This is a genomic window from Cryobacterium sp. TMT2-14, assembly GCF_004402465.1.
In the GTDB taxonomy this organism is placed as follows: Bacteria; Actinomycetota; Actinomycetes; order Actinomycetales; family Microbacteriaceae; genus Cryobacterium; species Cryobacterium sandaracinum.
In genome coordinates this window covers 63557-79652 of the sequence record NZ_SOFV01000001.1, presented here as the reverse complement: position 1 = coordinate 79652, position 16096 = coordinate 63557, and the positions used below count along the sequence as shown (strand labels likewise).

General features: G+C 62.8%; 14 protein-coding genes and 1 pseudogene. 7 read left to right on the top strand and 8 right to left on the bottom strand.

Features of this window, described 5'->3' with window-relative positions; translation table 11 throughout:
* Nucleotides 1-89 precede the first annotated feature (89 nt).
* Nucleotides 90-1235: an alkaline phosphatase family protein gene (locus E3O28_RS00420; RefSeq protein ID WP_198411512.1), complete on the top strand. Its 1146-nt coding sequence runs from the start codon at nt 90-92 to the stop codon at nt 1233-1235.
* A gap of 20 nt (nt 1236-1255) precedes the next feature.
* Here E3O28_RS00420 and E3O28_RS00415 read toward each other — a convergent pair whose 3' ends face one another.
* Nucleotides 1256-1816 carry a DUF3043 domain-containing protein gene (locus E3O28_RS00415; RefSeq protein WP_104102013.1) on the bottom strand — a complete coding sequence of 187 codons (561 nt, stop codon included), beginning with the start codon at nt 1814-1816 and terminating at the stop codon, nt 1256-1258.
* A gap of 73 nt (nt 1817-1889) precedes the next feature.
* On the opposite strand from E3O28_RS00415, the gene E3O28_RS00410 reads away from it, so the two are divergent.
* The 5 genes from E3O28_RS00410 to E3O28_RS00390 all read left to right on the top strand — a co-directional run bounded on the left by E3O28_RS00410 (nt 1890) and on the right by E3O28_RS00390 (nt 7040).
* A complete protein-coding gene (locus tag E3O28_RS00410) occupies nt 1890-3311 on the top strand; it encodes a dipeptidase (protein WP_104102016.1) in 1422 nt (473 codons plus the stop codon).
* A gap of 137 nt (nt 3312-3448) precedes the next feature.
* Nucleotides 3449-3805 (top strand): iron-sulfur cluster assembly accessory protein, encoded by a 357-nt coding sequence (locus tag E3O28_RS00405; protein ID WP_104102019.1) that lies wholly within the window; start codon nt 3449-3451, stop codon nt 3803-3805.
* A 178-nt stretch (nt 3806-3983) separates the two neighbouring features.
* Nucleotides 3984-4871, top strand: a complete 888-nt coding sequence (gene coxB / locus E3O28_RS00400) for a cytochrome c oxidase subunit II (RefSeq protein ID WP_104171124.1) — start codon at nt 3984-3986, stop codon at nt 4869-4871.
* A 3-nt stretch (nt 4872-4874) separates the two neighbouring features.
* Entirely contained in the window at nt 4875-6617 is a 1743-nt protein-coding gene (gene ctaD, locus E3O28_RS00395; RefSeq protein ID WP_104102025.1) for a cytochrome c oxidase subunit I, read from the top strand.
* On the top strand, nt 6618-7040 hold the full coding sequence (locus E3O28_RS00390; protein WP_104102028.1) for a cytochrome c oxidase subunit 4: 423 nt from the start codon (nt 6618-6620) through the stop codon (nt 7038-7040). It abuts the gene before it with no gap.
* A 280-nt stretch (nt 7041-7320) separates the two neighbouring features.
* Here E3O28_RS00390 and E3O28_RS00385 read toward each other — a convergent pair whose 3' ends face one another.
* Genes E3O28_RS00385 through E3O28_RS00365 form a run of 5 tightly spaced genes read right to left on the bottom strand, consistent with a single transcriptional unit; the run spans nt 7321 to nt 12391 of the window.
* A complete protein-coding gene (locus E3O28_RS00385) occupies nt 7321-8151 on the bottom strand; it encodes a methyltransferase domain-containing protein (RefSeq protein WP_104102031.1) in 831 nt (276 codons plus the stop codon).
* Between the two features lie 30 nt (nt 8152-8181).
* A complete protein-coding gene (locus E3O28_RS00380; RefSeq protein WP_104102034.1) occupies nt 8182-9774 on the bottom strand; it encodes a ubiquinol-cytochrome c reductase cytochrome b subunit in 1593 nt (530 codons plus the stop codon).
* Nucleotides 9775-9797: 23 nt separating this feature from the next.
* A complete protein-coding gene (locus E3O28_RS00375; protein ID WP_104102037.1) occupies nt 9798-10871 on the bottom strand; it encodes a Rieske 2Fe-2S domain-containing protein in 1074 nt (357 codons plus the stop codon).
* A 55-nt stretch (nt 10872-10926) separates the two neighbouring features.
* A complete protein-coding gene (locus tag E3O28_RS00370) occupies nt 10927-11739 on the bottom strand; it encodes a cytochrome c (RefSeq protein WP_104102040.1) in 813 nt (270 codons plus the stop codon).
* Nucleotides 11740-11761: 22 nt separating this feature from the next.
* Nucleotides 11762-12391, bottom strand: coding sequence for a heme-copper oxidase subunit III (locus tag E3O28_RS00365; protein WP_233199315.1), 630 nt, complete (start codon nt 12389-12391; stop codon nt 11762-11764).
* Nucleotides 12392-12535: 144 nt separating this feature from the next.
* On the opposite strand from E3O28_RS00365, the gene trpD reads away from it, so the two are divergent.
* Nucleotides 12536-13588 carry an anthranilate phosphoribosyltransferase gene (gene trpD, locus E3O28_RS00360; protein ID WP_104102046.1) on the top strand — a complete coding sequence of 351 codons (1053 nt, stop codon included), beginning with the start codon at nt 12536-12538 and terminating at the stop codon, nt 13586-13588.
* Nucleotides 13589-13617: 29 nt separating this feature from the next.
* Here trpD and glpK read toward each other — a convergent pair.
* Nucleotides 13618-15081, bottom strand: a pseudogene (glpK, locus tag E3O28_RS00355) (glycerol kinase GlpK).
* Nucleotides 15082-15204: 123 nt separating this feature from the next.
* On the bottom strand, nt 15205-15969 hold the full coding sequence (locus E3O28_RS00350) for an MIP/aquaporin family protein (RefSeq protein ID WP_104102049.1): 765 nt from the start codon (nt 15967-15969) through the stop codon (nt 15205-15207).
* Nucleotides 15970-16096 lie beyond the last annotated feature (127 nt).

Here is a 16096-nt window from a genome sequence, read left to right as displayed (position 1 = left end):
GTGAATTCTGGTGAGGCGTGCGTTGAGGGACGCGCGCTGTCGGGTAGGCGCTGGATCGATCCGGCCCTGTCTATGTCAGACTTGGCACGATGCCCCCCATGCTACCGGCCCGCCAATTCGGCACCCTGCGCCTTGCCGACGTTCTCACAAGTTCCCTGTCATCGATCGAGGGCCTTTCCAACATTCTGGACCTCGGCCAGACGAACAAGGCGGTCGTCCTTCTGGCGGACGGCCTCGGCGTCAGTTCCCTCCGAGCCCGTCCTGGGCACGCCCGATTCCTGAACTCGCTACTGACCAAGTCCAGCGTGGTCGACGGCGTCTTCCCATCCACCACGGCTGCAGGCATCACGACCCTTACCACGGGTGTCGCACCCGGGCAGCACGGACTCGTCGGCTACCGGGTCCGAGACGCCGACCGGGACCGTGTGGTGAACCAGCTGACCGGCTGGGACGACGACATGCGACCGGAGACCTGGCAGCGTGCGCGCACCGTCTTCGAACGGGCCGCGGATGCCGGCATCCGCGGTTTCGCCATCGGACCCCGCCGGTACACCACATCCGGCTTCACCCAGGCGGCGCTTCGCGGCGCGCACTACGTACCCGCGGAGAGCGTGTCCGACAGGTTTGCCGCCGCGCGACACCTTCTGGACACCGAGCCGCGCGCCCTCGTCTACGTCTACGTCCCCGAGCTGGATGTGGCCGCCCACGCGCACGGCTGGGAGTCCGAACGGTGGTTGGCCGCGCTGGAGAACCTCGACGGCGCGGCCGCCCGCTTCGCAGCCGCACTGAAAGCCGATGAGGGTCTCCTCGTCACGGCCGACCACGGAATCATCGACGTCCCGATGACCAGACACGTGCTCTTCGACACGGTCCCCGAACTCATCGGCGGCGTCCGCCACATCGGCGGGGATCCCCGGTGCCTGCACCTCTACCTCGAACCCGAACTCGGTTCCGACTCAGGCGCGGCCCTCGCCGATACGTGGCGCGGTATTGAAGGCCACCGCGCCTGGGTCTTCAGCCGCGCGGAAGCAGTCGAGTCCGGGCTGTTCGGCGATGTTGCACCCGAGGTTTTGCCTCGCATCGGCGACGTGATCGTGGCCGCGCGCAAGCTCATCGCCTACTACGACTCCCGCGAGCCGAATCAGTCCGCACGTTCGATGATCGGTCAGCACGGATCGCTGACGGACGAGGAACTCCGCGTGCCCTTGATCAGGTCGGGGACCTTCTCCGCCTGAGCGCGTGAGAAGTTCCGGCGTCAGGCGGGGTAGCGGCCGCGCTTGACCTGTGGTTTCGGCAGGCGAAGCACACGCAGTTGCAGTGCACGCATCGCTGCGTACCAGCGCACACGCTCGGCTTTCTCAGCGCCGAACTTGGCATTGAGCTTGCGCGTGACGATAAAGCCCAGGATGACGGAGTCGACAACGGCGACGATGACGAAGGCCCACAGGCCCAGGATTCCGTACGTCTGCACGGCCGCGTCGGGGAATACGCTGAGCAGGATGACCAGAAACATCACCGGAATCATGAATTCGCCCACGTTGAAGCGGGCGTCGACAAAGTCGCGCACGAAGCGCTTCTGCACACCGCGGTCGCGCACGGGGAGGAACTTCTCATCTCCGGCAGCCATACCCACCCGGGCACGCTCGCGAGCCTCGGCGGCCTTGCCTCTGGCCTGCTTGGCCGCGAGCTTGCGGTCATCTGGAACAAGCGGGCGCCGATTCAGAGCCTCTTGCTGCTTGCGGCTGGGCGTCGCCTGCCCTTTGCCGACAGGGTGGGTGGCCGCGAGGCGAGACCTGGTCTCGTCCGGGGTCTCCATGGATGGTTGTGCGTCTGGGTTCACAGGCTTAGCCACATCAGTTCCTTGCAATTGGTTGCCTTAAGATTACCTGATGACCGATATTCAAGAAACAGCGCCCCCGGCAATCTCACCGGCCGCCCCGGCTCTTCGTGCGGCAGTCGAACGCGGCCTTCCCACGACCATTGCCGACCTGTGCTCCCTGGTGCGGATTCCCTCCGTCTCCTGGGATGCCTTCGACGCACTTCAGGTGGCCACCAGCGCGGATGCCGTCGCGGTCCTGGTCCGCGACCTCGGGGTGTTCGAATCGGTCGAGATCAAGCGAGCCGGGATCCCGGGCGGTGCCGAACTCGGCCATCCGGCCGTTTTGGCCACGCGCGCGGCACGCAACGGGCGCCCGACGGTTCTGCTCTATGCGCACCACGATGTGCAACCCCCCGGCCAGGATGCGGACTGGGACTCCAACCCGTTCGAACCGACCGTGCGTGGCGACCGCCTCTACGGACGCGGTGCGGCGGACGACAAGGCGGGAGTCATGGCCCACATCGCGTCGATCCGAGCTCTCGTGGAAGCAGAAGGACCCGATTTCGACCTCGGCCTGGCGCTCTTCATCGAAGGCGAGGAAGAGTTCGGCAGCCGGTCCTTCACCACCTTCCTGGAGGAGAACCGGGAGTCCCTGCGCGCGGACGCCATCGTCGTCGCAGATTCGAACAATTGGGACATCAACACCCCCGCACTGACCACGGCGCTGCGCGGCAATGTCACGTTCCGACTGACGGTACGCACCCTTGACCACGCGTCGCACTCGGGCATGTTCGGGGGAGCGGTTCCCGACGCAATGATGGCCGTCGTTCGTCTGCTCGACAGCCTGTACGCCGACGACGGCGCCGTCGCGGTCCGCGGGCTGACGAGCATCGATGTTCCGACTCCGGACTACTCGGTGGAGCAGCTCCGCCTGGAAACCGGGCTCACCGACGGCGTCGGCCCGATCGGTCACGGCTCGGTGCTCAGCCGGATCTGGTCCCAGCCGGCCATCACAATCACCGGGATCGACGCGCCGTCCGTGGCCAACGCGTCGAACACGCTCACCCCGGCCGTCACCGTTCGCCTAAGCACCCGGATCGCTCCCGGTCAGTCGGCGGACGAAGCGTTCCGTGCGCTCGAGGCGCATCTGCACGCCAAGGCTCCATTCGGCGCCCGAATCGACATCGATGACGTCGACACGGGGGAGGCCTTCCTGGTCGACACGGGCGGCTGGGCCGTCGCTGAGATGCGGAGCGCCATGGCCGAAGCCTGGGGCGAAAGCCCGGTGGACATCGGCGTCGGCGGGTCCATCCCCTTCATCGCCGACCTGGTGCGGGTGTTTCCGGATGCTCAGATCTTGGTCACCGGGGTCGAGGACCCGGATTCCAGGGCGCACAGCCCCAACGAATCTCTGCATCTCGGAGTGTTCAAGCGGGCCATCCTCAGTGAGGCCTTCCTACTCGGCCGTCTGAATCAGCGCACCGGGAGCTGACCCGACCGAGAGCGCAGAAATCCGGGAATGCAGAGGGTGTATTCCCGGTTGTGGTCGGTACAATCTTCGTGGCCACCACCGGACATCCAGCCGCCGCGAAAAACCGTGTGAAAACGACTCGAACACTGAGGAGCACCATGACCGACACAGTCGTCGCCAGCACAGCCGCCCATGGCGTTGGCCTGAGCGCCACCGCCGCTGACAAGGTACGCACCCTGCTCGCCCAGGAAGGCCGCGAGGACCTTCGCCTGCGCGTTGCCGTTCAACCCGGCGGCTGCTCCGGCCTCATCTACCAGCTCTACTTCGACGAGAGGCTACTCGACGGTGACGCTCTCGTCGACTTCGATGGGGTAGAGATCGTCGTTGACAAAATGAGTGTCCCCTACCTGGACGGGGCATCCATCGACTTCGAGGACACCATCCAAAAGCAGGGGTTCACGATCGACAATCCGAACGCCGGCGGAAGCTGCGCATGTGGAGATTCCTTCAGCTGACCCACCGGCGCCAGACAAAGCGCGACGGGCTCGTATCACCGCAAATACTATGACTGGCGGCGAATTCGTTATCTCGGAGGCCGGTTCTTGCACAACGGAACGTGCCACCCGCAGTAGGCTGGAAGTCTATAGAAGCACTTCCAGTTAAGTGTCGTCGAGTCTCACCGAAAGGTTACTGGTGCGCAAAAACCATCGTCTCCGATGGGCTGCAATTCCGATCGCAGCGTCGTTGGCCCTCGTTCTCGCAGGTTGCTCGCAAGCCCAGCTTCATGGCTACCTCCCCGGCTTCATCGAGGGTGAGCCGGCGGTAACCAACCAGACGGAGCGCATCTCCGGGCTGTGGACCACGTCGTGGATCGTTCTGATGATTGTGGGGCTCATCACCTGGGGGCTCATCATCTGGGCCGTCGTTGTCTACCGCCGCCGCAAGGGTCAGACCGGCCTTCCGGTGCAGCTTCGTTACAACATGCCGATCGAGATTTTCTACACGGTCGTTCCCCTTATTCTCGTGGTCGGCTTCTTCGCCTTCACCGCGCGGGACCAGGCAGAGATCGAGGCTCGTTTCGATGAGCCGGAGGTCAAAATCCAGGTCATCGGCAAGCAGTGGGCTTGGGACTTCAACTACGTCAACGAAGACGTCTACAGTGCCGGCATCCAGGGCCAGCCCGACGTCGACGGCCCCGCCGGTTCGCTGGTTCAGTCTGAGATCCCCACGCTCGTCCTGCCGGTCGGCCAGAAGGTTGAACTGGCGCTCGACGCCCGCGACGTCATCCACTCATTCTGGGTCGTTGACTTCCTGTACAAAAAAGACATGATCCCCGGCAAGACCAACTACATGTCGATCATCCCGGAGCGCATCGGCACCTATGACGGAAAGTGTGCCGAACTGTGCGGCGAGAATCACTCGCTGATGCTCTTCACGGTCGAGGTCGTGTCCGAGGCAGACTACGAGTCGTACATCGACTCCCTGCGTGCTGCAGGCAACGACGGCCAGCTCGGCCTCGATTACGCACGCAACCAAAATCTGCCAGGAACGACAGCACCAACCGAGCAGGAGGGCAACTAGTCCATGACTACTACTACCACTACGGCACCTTCCGCGCCGGCAGCCCCCACTGCCCCGCGTCGGCCCACCGGTGTCGAGCGCAAGGGCAACGTCATCGTCCGGTGGATCACCTCCACTGACCACAAAGTCATCGGGTACATGTACCTGATCACGTCGTTCGTCTACTTCTGTCTTGCCGGTGTCATGGCACTGGTTATCCGCGCACAGCTTTTCGCCCCCGGCCTCGAGGTCGTCCAGACGAAGGAGCAGTACAACCAGCTCTTCACAATGCACGGCACGATCATGCTGCTGATGTTCGCTACGCCGTTGTTCTTCGGGTTCGCCAACTCCCTCATGCCGCTGCAGATCGGCGCCCCCGACGTGGCCTTCCCCCGGTTGAACGCCTTTTCCTTCTGGGCCTTCTTCTTCGGCAGTCTCGTCGCCGTCGGTGGATTCCTCACTCCGCAGGGTGCCGCATCCTTCGGCTGGTTCGCCTATCAGCCTCTGGCCAGTACGACGTTCTCCCCAGGCGTCGGTGGCAACCTGTGGATGGTCGGGCTCGGGCTGAGCGGCTTCGGCACCATTCTCGGCGCCGTGAACTTCATCACCACGGTAATCACGATGCGCGCCCCCGGAATGACCATGTTCCGGATGCCGATCTTCACGTGGAACACCATGGTCACGTCGATCCTCATCCTGATGGCCTTCCCCGTTCTCGCCGCAGCCCTTCTGGCCGCCGCGTCCGACCGCATTTTCCTCTCGCACATCTACGATCCGGCCAACGGTGGAGCCATCCTGTGGCAGCACCTGTTCTGGTTCTTCGGTCACCCTGAGGTGTACATCATCGCGCTGCCGTTCTTCGGCATCGTTTCGGAAGTCTTCCCGGTCTTCAGCCGCAAGCCGATCTTTGGATACAAGACCCTCATCTACGCGACCATCTCCATCGCGGCGCTGTCCGTGGCGGTCTGGGCGCACCACATGTACGTCACCGGCTCTGTCCTGCTGCCGTTCTTCTCCCTGATGACCATGCTGATCGCCGTTCCGACCGGGGTGAAGATCTTCAACTGGATCGGCACCATGTGGCGTGGCTCGCTGACCTTCGAAACGCCCATGTTGTGGGCCCTCGGCTTCCTGGTCACCTTCACCTTCGGTGGCCTCACCGGCGTCATCCTTGCCTCGCCGCCGCTCGACTTCCACGTCTCGGACACCTATTTCGTCGTCGCGCACTTCCACTACGTCATCTTTGGAACCGTGGTATTCGCGATGTTCAGCGGGTTCTACTTCTGGTGGCCGAAGTGGACCGGCAAGATGCTCAATGAGAGCCTCGGCAAGTGGCACTTCTGGTTCCTCTTCATCGGTTTCCACACCACCTTCCTGGTGCAGCACTGGCTGGGCGTCGTCGGCATGCCGCGTCGGTACGCGTCGTACCTGCCCGAAGACGGCTTCACCTGGATGAACCAGTTGTCCACGGTCGGTTCGGTCATTCTCGCGATCTCGATGATCCCGTTCTTCCTGAACGTCTATATCACCGCCCGTAAGGCACCGCAGGTCACCGTGAACGACCCGTGGGGCCACGGCGGCTCGCTCGAGTGGGCTACCTCCTGCCCGCCGCCGCGCCACAACTTCACCTCCATCCCGCGCATCCGGTCCGAGCGCCCCGCGTTTGACCTGAACCACCCGGAGGCGCCCATGACAGTCGGAATCGGGCCGGCGAAGGACGCCCCGGATGCCCCCACGTACGACGTAGCGTCGAAAAGGACGAAGTAAATGAGAGCCAACGTCAATCTCCTTTGGGTTCTGAGCGGGTTCTTCGTGGTGGTCACGACGGCCTATGTGGTCTGGGGTCTTCTTGACCCTAACCAGAACAAGATCGAGTGGGCGGGGACGTTCACACTCGGCCTGTGCGCGATCTTCTTCAGCTTCGTCGCGTTCTACCTGAGCCGGGTGCACAGTGCTCAGGGTGGCGAGCTTCCTGAAGATCGTCTTGACGCGAATATCGACGACGGCGACCCGGAGGTTGGTTTCTACAGCCCGTGGAGCTGGTGGCCCATCCTCTTGGCTGCCAGTGCTGCTCTGCTCTTCATGGGGCTGGCTGTCGGCGTGTGGATCTCGATCATCGCGTTGGGCATCGGGGTCATCTGCCTCGTCGGCTGGGTATACGAGTACTATCGGGGCAATTTCGCTCGCTGATCCGAACCGAATACGTGCTTCGGGCACAAGCGGCGGCGTCCAGAACCCAGGTTCTGGGCGCCGCCTGTGTTCATGCCCGGCACATCGCTTCGGAGTGACACGTTCGGGCAATTTCCCAGGTCCACGCAGCCTGATCCACAGTTCCCGCCCGCACGGCCTCGAACGAATTCGACGGAGATTCTCCGGTATACGCGTCTTTCCGGCCCGTCGAGGTGCGATTCTGACAGAATCTCCGTCGAATTCGCTCAGGTCGTGGGACGCTACGCGTGGCTGCCGGGCTTCAGATCGTGATGCGACGGTAGCCGAGTAACTCGAAGGACGCCGTGACGGTCTGCACGCCGCTGAGATGGACCGTCAGCGCGTCGAAATCCGTGTGGTGAGCTGACGGACCCATCCCGATCAGAGCGGATGTCTGGGCCGGGTTGAGGCGCAGCGAAGACGACAACTCGTCCCGTGTTTCCAGTTCGAAGGCGGGGGACAGCGCCTCGGACAGGTGCTCGCCTTTGTTCGCGGGCACGTCCAACGCCAGACCGGACGCCCTGAGCTCCTGCAGGTGGGACGCGTGCGGCACGACGACGACGAGCAGACCGTCTTCGCGCAGGACCCGGTGAAATTCAGACGGGTTCCGGGGAGCGAATACGTTAAGGAGTACATCTGCTGATGCGTCCCGCACCGGCAGCGGGGACCAGACATCCGCCACGAGCCCGTCGATGTTGTCCCGGCCGCTCACTGTGCGCCCGACCGCCACGGGGGAAAGGTCTATTCCCAGGGCGCGCGCATCTGGACAGAGCGCGAAAACCCCCTGCAAGTAGTATCCGGTTCCACAGCCGATGTCCATGACCCGGGAGGGGTTCTCAGCCGCCACCCTCTCAGCAAGGCGGCTGCGCAGCGGCTCGTACCAGCCGGTCTCGAGGAAAAGTGCTCTCGCGTCGACCATCGCGACGCTATCGCCGATCAGCCGGCGCGAACCGCCTGCCAGTGACACGTATCCGCGCTTGTTCACGTCGAAGGAGTGACCGGCCCCGCAGCGCAGCGTCAGCGGCTCGGCGGGGGAAAGCGGAAGAAAACAGTTCGGGCACCGAAGCCACTCCGACAGGGTCTGGAGGGACATCGATGCCCGTTCTGTGTTCGCGGCCGGAGCCTAGTGGTGGTGGTCGTGCGTCCGTACGAGTTCAGTGGTCGATACCGGTTCGATCCGGTCCTCGAAGAACCAGCGGGACAGTCCGGCACGAGCCTTTTGGCCCACCGTGATTTTGCCCTTGGCGTTCGGGCGGATCATGAGCGGCTTATAGTCGTTGTAGCTGACCAGCTTCCAGCGCTCGTATTCATCAACGGGCTGGTGAACCTCGATGTACTCGCCACCGGGTAGACGCACGATACGCCCGGACTCGTAACCGTGCAGAACGATCTCACGGTCCTTTTTCTGCAAAGCCAGGCAGATACGTTTCGTCACGAAGAAGGCGATGAAGGGCCCCACAATCACCAGGAACTGCATGGTGTGGATCACGCCTTCCATCGTCACCTTGAAGTGCGTTGCGATGATGTCCGAGGAGGCCGTGGCCCACAGCGCCGCGTAGAACGTGACTCCGGCGGCACCGATCGCGGTGCGTGTCGGGGCGTTCCGGGGACGGTCGAGGATGTGGTGCTCACGCTTGTCTCCGGTGACCCACCCCTCGATGAACGGGTAGATAAGCACGACCAGGATGAACAGGCCCAGCGAAACCAACGGGATCAGGATGTTGAAGGACCAGGTGCGATCCAGCCAGACCATCTCGAGTCCCGGCGGGATCAGGCGCAGGGCGCCGTCAGCGAAACCGATGTACCAGTCCGGCTGTGTTCCGGCCGAAACGGGGGAGGGATCGTAGGGACCGTAGTTCCAGATGGGGTTGATTGTAAACAGCGACGCCATCAGCATCACGATGCCGAAGACGATGAAGAAGAAGCCACCGGCCTTGGCCGCGTACACGGGAAGAACCGGGTAGCCGACTACATTCTGGTTGGTGCGTCCGGCACCGGGGTACTGCGTGTGCTTGTGTACGACGACGAAGAGCAGGTGCATCGCGATCAAAGCCACGATAATGGCCGGCAGCAGCAGAATGTGGAGGGAGTACAAGCGTCCAACGATCGCCTCGCCCGGGAACTCTCCGCCAAAGAGGAGGAACGAAATCCAGGTTCCGACCAGCGGGATGCCCTTGACCATTCCGTCGATGATACGCAAGCCGTTTCCGGAGAGCAGGTCGTCGGGGAGGGAGTACCCGGTGAATCCTTCGGCCATGGCCAGGATGAACAGAACAAACCCGATGACCCAGTTGAGCTCGCGCGGCTTGCGGAACGCACCGGTGAAGTAGATGCGGAGCATGTGCAAGCCGATTGCAGCCACGAAGAGCAGTGCTGCCCAGTGGTGGACCTGGCGCATGAGGAGCCCGCCACGAATATCAAAGGAGATGTCCAGGGAGGATGCCATCGCGGCAGACATCTCCACACCCTTGAGTGGCATGTACGAACCGTCGTACTCCACCGGCGTCATCGAAGCGCTGAAGAAGAACGTGAGGAACGAACCGGACAACAGGATGATGACGAAGCTGTAGAGGGCAACCTCACCGAGCAGGAAAGACCAGTGGTCGGGGAAGATCTTGCGACCCAGTTCCTTAACTGCGGTCGAAATGCTGGTGCGTTCGTCGATGTAGTTCGCGGCGGCCCCGGTGAGGCCACCGGACTTCTTTGTTTCGACCAAGTCAGTAGTCGTAGTTGTAGTGCTCAATTCCGCTCCCAGAAGCTCGGTCCGACGGGTTCAGTGAAATCGCTTTGTGCAATGAGATATCCCTCGGAGTCTACCGTGATGGGCAGCTGCGGCAACGGGCGCTTGGCCGGTCCGAAGATGACTTCGCACTGGTTCGTCACATCGAACTGCGACTGGTGACAGGGGCACAGGAGCGTGTGGGTCTGCTGTTCATAAAGCGCGACCGGGCATCCGACGTGCGTGCAGATCTTTGAGTAGGCGACAATGCCGTCGTACGACCAGTCCTTCTTGTCGGCGGGCTCATTGATGTCTTCCGGCTTCAGCCTCATCAGAAGAACTGCGGCCTTGGCCTTCTCTTCGAGTTTGCCGTGGCCGAGGTCCTGCAGTCCTTCGGGAATCACGTGGAAGGCCGAGCCGAGGGTGACGTCGGAGGCCTTGATCGGTGTGCCCGTGGGGTCGATCGCGAGCCTGGTGCCCTTCTTCCACATGGTGTGTTCGAGAGCTGCAGCCGGATTGGTGTCCTGCGGGCCCAAGCCGCGAAACAGCACGACGGCCGGCAGCGGAAAGGCGATCAAGGCACCGATGAGGCTGTTTCGGATGAGCGTACGGCGACCGATGCCCGATTCAACATTGGCCTCGTGAAAGATCTCGACCGCGCGTTCGCGGGTCTCGTCCGACCCCCGCACCGGGTGGCGCTCGTCGACGCCTTCGTGGTCGAACATGAGCGCCTTGCCCCAGTGCACGGCGCCGATGCCGATCGCCAGCAGGGCGAGAGTGAGGCCGAGACCAATGAAGAGGTTGTTCAGACGAACCGAATCCGGTTCCTCAGGGATGATCGGGAAGACCATATACGCCACGATCGCGAACACACTGCCCACGATCGACAGGTAAAAGAGCGTGTAGACGGTTCGCTCGGCGCGACGCTCCGCGCTGGGGTTGAGGTCGGTGACGCGCGGTCGGTGCGGGGGGAGACCCGGATTGGCCACGGCATCCCGTACGACGACGGCGGTGCCTGCGGGAGCCCCCTCATGCCCGACGCTCGACGAGTCAGCAGCGGTCAAGTCCTTCCCGCTGTTATCGTCCTTGGCCATTGTTCTCCTTCATCGGAATTCTCATAAAACAGTTTGTGTCAGACCTGGTCGGTGATCAGTTCGACTTGGCGGTGATCCACACCGTCAGGGCAACGATCGACCCAAGACCGAAGATCCAGAGGAAAAGACCTTCCGAGACCGGTCCGAGGGCGCCCAGAGCGAATCCACCGGGGGACGGGTTGTTGTCCAGGTACTTGAGGTACGTAATGATGTCCCGCTTGCTCTCCGGGGAAATGTTCATGTCGTTGAACACGGGCATGTTCTGCGGGCCGGTGACCATGGCCTCGTAGATGTGCTTCTCCGTAACCCCGGCCAGGGCAGGCGCATACTTGCCCTGAGTGAGGGCACCACCGGCGCCGGCGACGTTGTGGCACATTGCGCAGTTGATGCGGAACAACTCGGCGCCCTTGGCGGCATCGCCCTCGGCGTCGAGGAGAGACGGATCCGGAAGTGCCGGACCCGGCGCAAGGGACGCCACGTAAGCGGCGAGCGACACGATCTGCTCGTCTGTGAACTGGACCGCCTTCTTCTCAGCCTGCGGTCCGTTCAACTGCATCGGCATGCGTCCGGTGCCCACCTGGAAGTCGACCGATGCAGCGCCGACGCCGATCAGGCTGGGGCCAGCATTGGTGCCCGCTGCTTCCAATCCGTGACAGGTGGCGCAGTTGGCCGCAAAGAGTTTCTGCCCTTCGCCGACGGTTTGCTGCGACGCAGCGTTCGTCTCCGCACTGGCCGTGCTCGTGCTGAAAGCCGCGTATGCGCCCCCGGTGAAGAGGAGTCCGATCGCGATGAGGGCGACGCTGGCAAGCGGGCTGCGACGGCCGGCTTTGCGACCGTCGGACTGCTTCGGTGTGCTAATCGTGGTCATACGTGGTGTCCACTCCGACTTTCTATTTAAGAACGTAAATGACGAGGAACAGCCCGATCCAGACAACGTCGACGAAGTGCCAGTAGTACGACACGACGATGGCGCTCGTTGCTTCCTTGTGACCGAAGTTCTTGACCGCGAAGGCGCGCCCGATGACGAGCAGGAACGCGATCAGGCCGGCAGTCACGTGAATACCGTGGAAACCGGTGGTGAGGTAGAATGCGGATCCGTACGCGTTGCTGGTAAGCGAGACGCCCTCGGAAACGAGAGTCGCGTACTCGAAGACCTGACCGGACACGAATATGGCGCCGAGGGCGTAGGTGAGGAAGAACCACTCGACCATGCCCCACTGGCTCGGTTTCCATCCGGTCGAGCGTGATTGCAGGCGTTCTGCCGCAAACACTCCGAACTGGCAGGTCACCGAAGAGGACACGAGGATCAGTGTGTTCACAAGGGCGAATCCGAAGCCGTGCTTCTCCGTCTCGAATAACCACAATTCAGGCGACGTCGACCGCAGCGTGAAGTAGATGGCGAAGAGCCCGGCGAAGAACATGACTTCGCTGCCCAACCAGACGATTGTGCCAACAGCCACGCTGTTGGGCCGGTTAACAACGGGCGCATTGACCGTGTAGGTAATTGATGGACTCGTCACTCTTCTATTATGGCCGATTTGCGTATCGGTTATTGTCATCGGGGCGGACCTGTCGCTCAATTACCGGAATGACTACCTGATTGGAACAAACGCGCCCCGGGAAGCGAATTCGGGACGGATCGTCGATCTCGCTAAAATCGATCCATGCTTGAAATTCAGTCCTGGCCAAACGTCCTCAGTGCTCTGCTTTCGGGGAAGGACCTCAGCGTCTCCGATGCCGCGTGGAGCATGGAGCAGGTCATGCTGGGGGAGGCAACTCCGGCGCAGCTGGCCGGCTTCCTCGTAGCCCTGCGCGCCAAGGGCGAAACCGTGGACGAAATCGTCGGGTTTCGGGATGCGATCCTCGACCATGCCGTACCGCTGGCGGTGAACCCGATGGCCCTGGACATCGTCGGCACTGGTGGGGATCGGTTCGGCACCGTCAACATCTCGACGATGGCCTCCATCGTCTGCGCCGGGGTCGGCGTTCCCGTGATCAAACACGGCAACCGGGCCTCAAGCTCGGCGTCCGGTTCGTCGGACGTGCTTGCTGCCCTCGGCATTGACCTGTCACTGTCTGCCGACAAGGTTGCTGCCATTCTGGATACGGCCGGGATCACCTTCGCCTTCGCTGCCGCTTTTCACCCGGGGTTCCGCCACGCAGCGCTTGCGCGCAAGGAGCTCGGCATCCCCACGGTGTTCAACTACCTCGGCCCGTTGTGCAATCCGGCCCGTCCCGAGGCGTCAGCAGTGGGAGTCGCAAACCTGGACCGAGTTCCGCTCATCGTGGGTGTATTCCAGACACGCGGGGCGACGGCCCTGGTCTTCCGCGGTGACGACGGTCTCGATGAGCTGACCACGACGGGCCACAGCCATGTCTGGGAGGTGTCGCGGGGCCTGGTGACAGAGCACGACATCGATCCGCGTGACCTAGGAATCCGACGGGCCTCGATCAATGAGCTCGTTGGCGGGGACGCTGAGCACAATGCGGCCGTCGTTCATTCAGTGCTGGCCGGTGAGGTCGGTGCGGTGCGTGACATCGTCCTGCTGAACGCGGCCGCCGGCCTGGTCGCGTTTGACCTTGCAAACGATCCCGCGCAGTCTCAAGTCAATATTATCGAGCGCTTTCGCACTAAAATAATTGTGGCCGCGGAGGCAGTCGACTCCGGTGCGGCCACGGCCAAGCTCGCTGAGTGGGTCGCGGCCAGTCGGGTGTGACCCGGCTGGCCCAGACAAAACGAGACGAGCTAGACGACGTCTTCGTCAACCCAGCCGAACGTCTTGGTAACGGCCTTCTTCCAGTTGAGCATCTGTCGGTTCGGCTCTTCTTCGCCCATTTGCGGGGTCCACCGGCTGTCCTCCTGCCAGTTGGCCCGCAGTTCGTCAAGGTCACCCCAGAACCCGACCGCCAGTCCGGCGGCGTACGCGGCGCCGAGAGCCGTGGTTTCGGCCACGACCGGTCGCACCACTGGCACGCCGATGATGTCGGCCTGGAACTGCATCAGCGTGTTGTTGCCGATCATGCCCGGTCAACCTTCAGCTCGGTCAATGGAACACCCGAGTCGGCGTCAACCGCGTCCAGGACCTTCCGGGTCTGAAACGCGGTCGCCTCGAGGGCGGCGCGGTAGATGTGGCCCTTGTCCACGAATCGGACCAGGCCGACGAGGGCATCACGGGCGTCCGAGCGCCAGTTCGGCGCGAAGAGTCCGGAGAAGGCGGGCACGAAGTAGGCGCCGCCATTGTCATCGACCGTTTTGGCAAGCGTCTCGATTTCCTCGGGGGTACTGATCATTCCCAGATTGTCTCGCAGCCACTGCACGAGGGAGCCGGTGACCGCGATGGAGCCGTCCAGCGCATAGTGGGGTTCGGCGTCGCTGAGCTTGTAGCCGAGCGTGGTGAGCAAACCGTTCTTGGAGTGGATGATATCGGTGCCCGTGTTGAAGATCAGGAAGGCACCGGTGCCGTTGGTATTCTTCGCCTCACCTTGGTCGAAGGCCGGCAGTGGCCGCTCGCGATGCCGTAGACCTCGGACGACGAACGAATCTCGGGCAGCATCGACTTGGGTTCCCCGAAGGCGGCGAGGATATCGTCGTCCCATTGCAGAGTCTCGAGATCCATGAACTTGGTGCGGCTGGCGTTGGTCACGTCCGTCGCGTGCACGCCGCCTTCGAGACCGCCGGTCAGGTTCCACAGCACCCAGGAGTCCGTCGTGCCGAACATCAGATCGCCGGCTTCGGCCTTGCGCGCGCGACATTCACGTCCTCGAGAATCCAGACGATCTTCGTTCCGGAGAAGTACGTCGCCAGGGGGAGCCCCACCTGGGCCTTGAACCGTTCGACTCCGTCGTCGTCGGCGAGACGGTCCACGATGGGCTGGGTGCGGGTATCTCGCCAGACAATCGCGTTGTCGACGGGCAGCCCGGTGCGGCGGTCCGAGACCACTGCGGTCTCATGCTGGTTGGTGATTCCCACGGCCTCGATGTCATGCCGAGTCAGGTTCAACTTGGACAAAGCCTGGCCGATCACTTCACGGGTGTTGTCCCAAATTTCCATCGGGTCGTGCTCGACCCAGCCGGCCCGAGGGAAGATCTGCTCGTGCTCGTGCTCGTGCTCGTGCTCGTGCTCGAGCTGACCGATCGCGATCACCGAGCCTGCGTTGTCGATGATGATCGCTCGGGAACTCGTGGTTCCCTGGTCGATTGCGATTGCGATTACGTCTTCGGCCTTGGAATACCTCCTTGGATTGCGAGAATCAGTGCTTGACGCGGCGCACGCCGCTGCGTGAAGCCACACAGCGCGGGCCGATTCAATGACTGAACCGGCCCGCGGGAAGGATTACGTGAGGACGGGCAATAGGAACAGGGAAGCCCATCCGGCGAGCATGCCGCCAATGACCGGACCCACGACAGGAACCCAGGAATAGGCCCAATCAGACGTTCCCTTGCCCTTGATCGGCAGGACGAAGTGCGCGATGCGGGGCCCCAGGTCACGAGCCGGGTTGATGGCGTATCCGGTCGGCCCACCGAGCGAGGTGCCGATGACGATAACTAGCAGCGCGACGGGCAGTGCGCCGAGCGCGGCCAGTCCGCCACTCTCGCCCTGGCGCCCGCCACCGAACGCCAGAACGACGAAGACAAGCACGAATGTGCCGATGATCTCGGTTGTCAGGTTCCATCCGTAGGAGCGGATGGCCGGACCGGTCGAGAAGACGCCGAGTTTGTTGGCGGAGTTGGGCTCAGCGTCGAAGTGCTGTTTGTAGGCCAGCCAGCAAAAGACGGCTCCGATGAAGGCGCCGAGGAGCTGACCCGCGATGTAGGTGAGGACAGACAGGAAGTTCACGGGAACGCCCGAACCGAACTCCGTCGCACCCGATGTCACCAGGCCGAGGGTGACTGCCGGGTTAAGGTGTGCACCAGAGTTGTAGGCGACGATGACACCGGCGAAGACCGCGAAACCCCACCCGATGGTGACCATGAGGAATCCGCCGCCGAGGCCCTTGTTCTTGGCCAGCGCGACGTTGGCGACCACACCGGTTCCGAGGAGGACGAGTATCCCCGTGCCCAGCACTTCCGATAAGAATACGACTCCAATATTGTCCACGTTGACCTTTCTTGGTGAGGCTGAAGATGCCGGAGCGACCCAGAGCGGTGAGCGATCGGCGTTACCATAGCGCGGCGATTAACGCAGCGGAATGGGCCGGTGGACGCGTAATTCACCGCCCCTTACC

Bases quoted from the DNA above. Each gene is read 5' to 3' on its own strand.
- trpD (WP_104102046.1), top strand. From the start codon at position 12,536: ATGCTTGAAATTCAGTCCTGGCCAAACGTCCTCAGTGCTCTGCTTTCG.
- E3O28_RS00405 (WP_104102019.1), top strand. From the start codon at position 3,449: ATGACCGACACAGTCGTCGCCAGCACAGCCGCCCATGGCGTTGGCCTG.
- ctaD (WP_104102025.1), top strand. From the start codon at position 4,875: ATGACTACTACTACCACTACGGCACCTTCCGCGCCGGCAGCCCCCACT.
- E3O28_RS00415 (WP_104102013.1), bottom strand. From the start codon at position 1,816: ATGGAGACCCCGGACGAGACCAGGTCTCGCCTCGCGGCCACCCACCCT.
- E3O28_RS00420 (WP_198411512.1), top strand. From the start codon at position 90: ATGCCCCCCATGCTACCGGCCCGCCAATTCGGCACCCTGCGCCTTGCC.
- E3O28_RS00410 (WP_104102016.1), top strand. From the start codon at position 1,890: ATGACCGATATTCAAGAAACAGCGCCCCCGGCAATCTCACCGGCCGCC.
- E3O28_RS00390 (WP_104102028.1), top strand. From the start codon at position 6,618: ATGAGAGCCAACGTCAATCTCCTTTGGGTTCTGAGCGGGTTCTTCGTG.
- E3O28_RS00370 (WP_104102040.1), bottom strand. From the start codon at position 11,739: ATGACCACGATTAGCACACCGAAGCAGTCCGACGGTCGCAAAGCCGGC.
- E3O28_RS00385 (WP_104102031.1), bottom strand. From the start codon at position 8,151: ATGTCCCTCCAGACCCTGTCGGAGTGGCTTCGGTGCCCGAACTGTTTT.
- E3O28_RS00375 (WP_104102037.1), bottom strand. From the start codon at position 10,871: ATGGCCAAGGACGATAACAGCGGGAAGGACTTGACCGCTGCTGACTCG.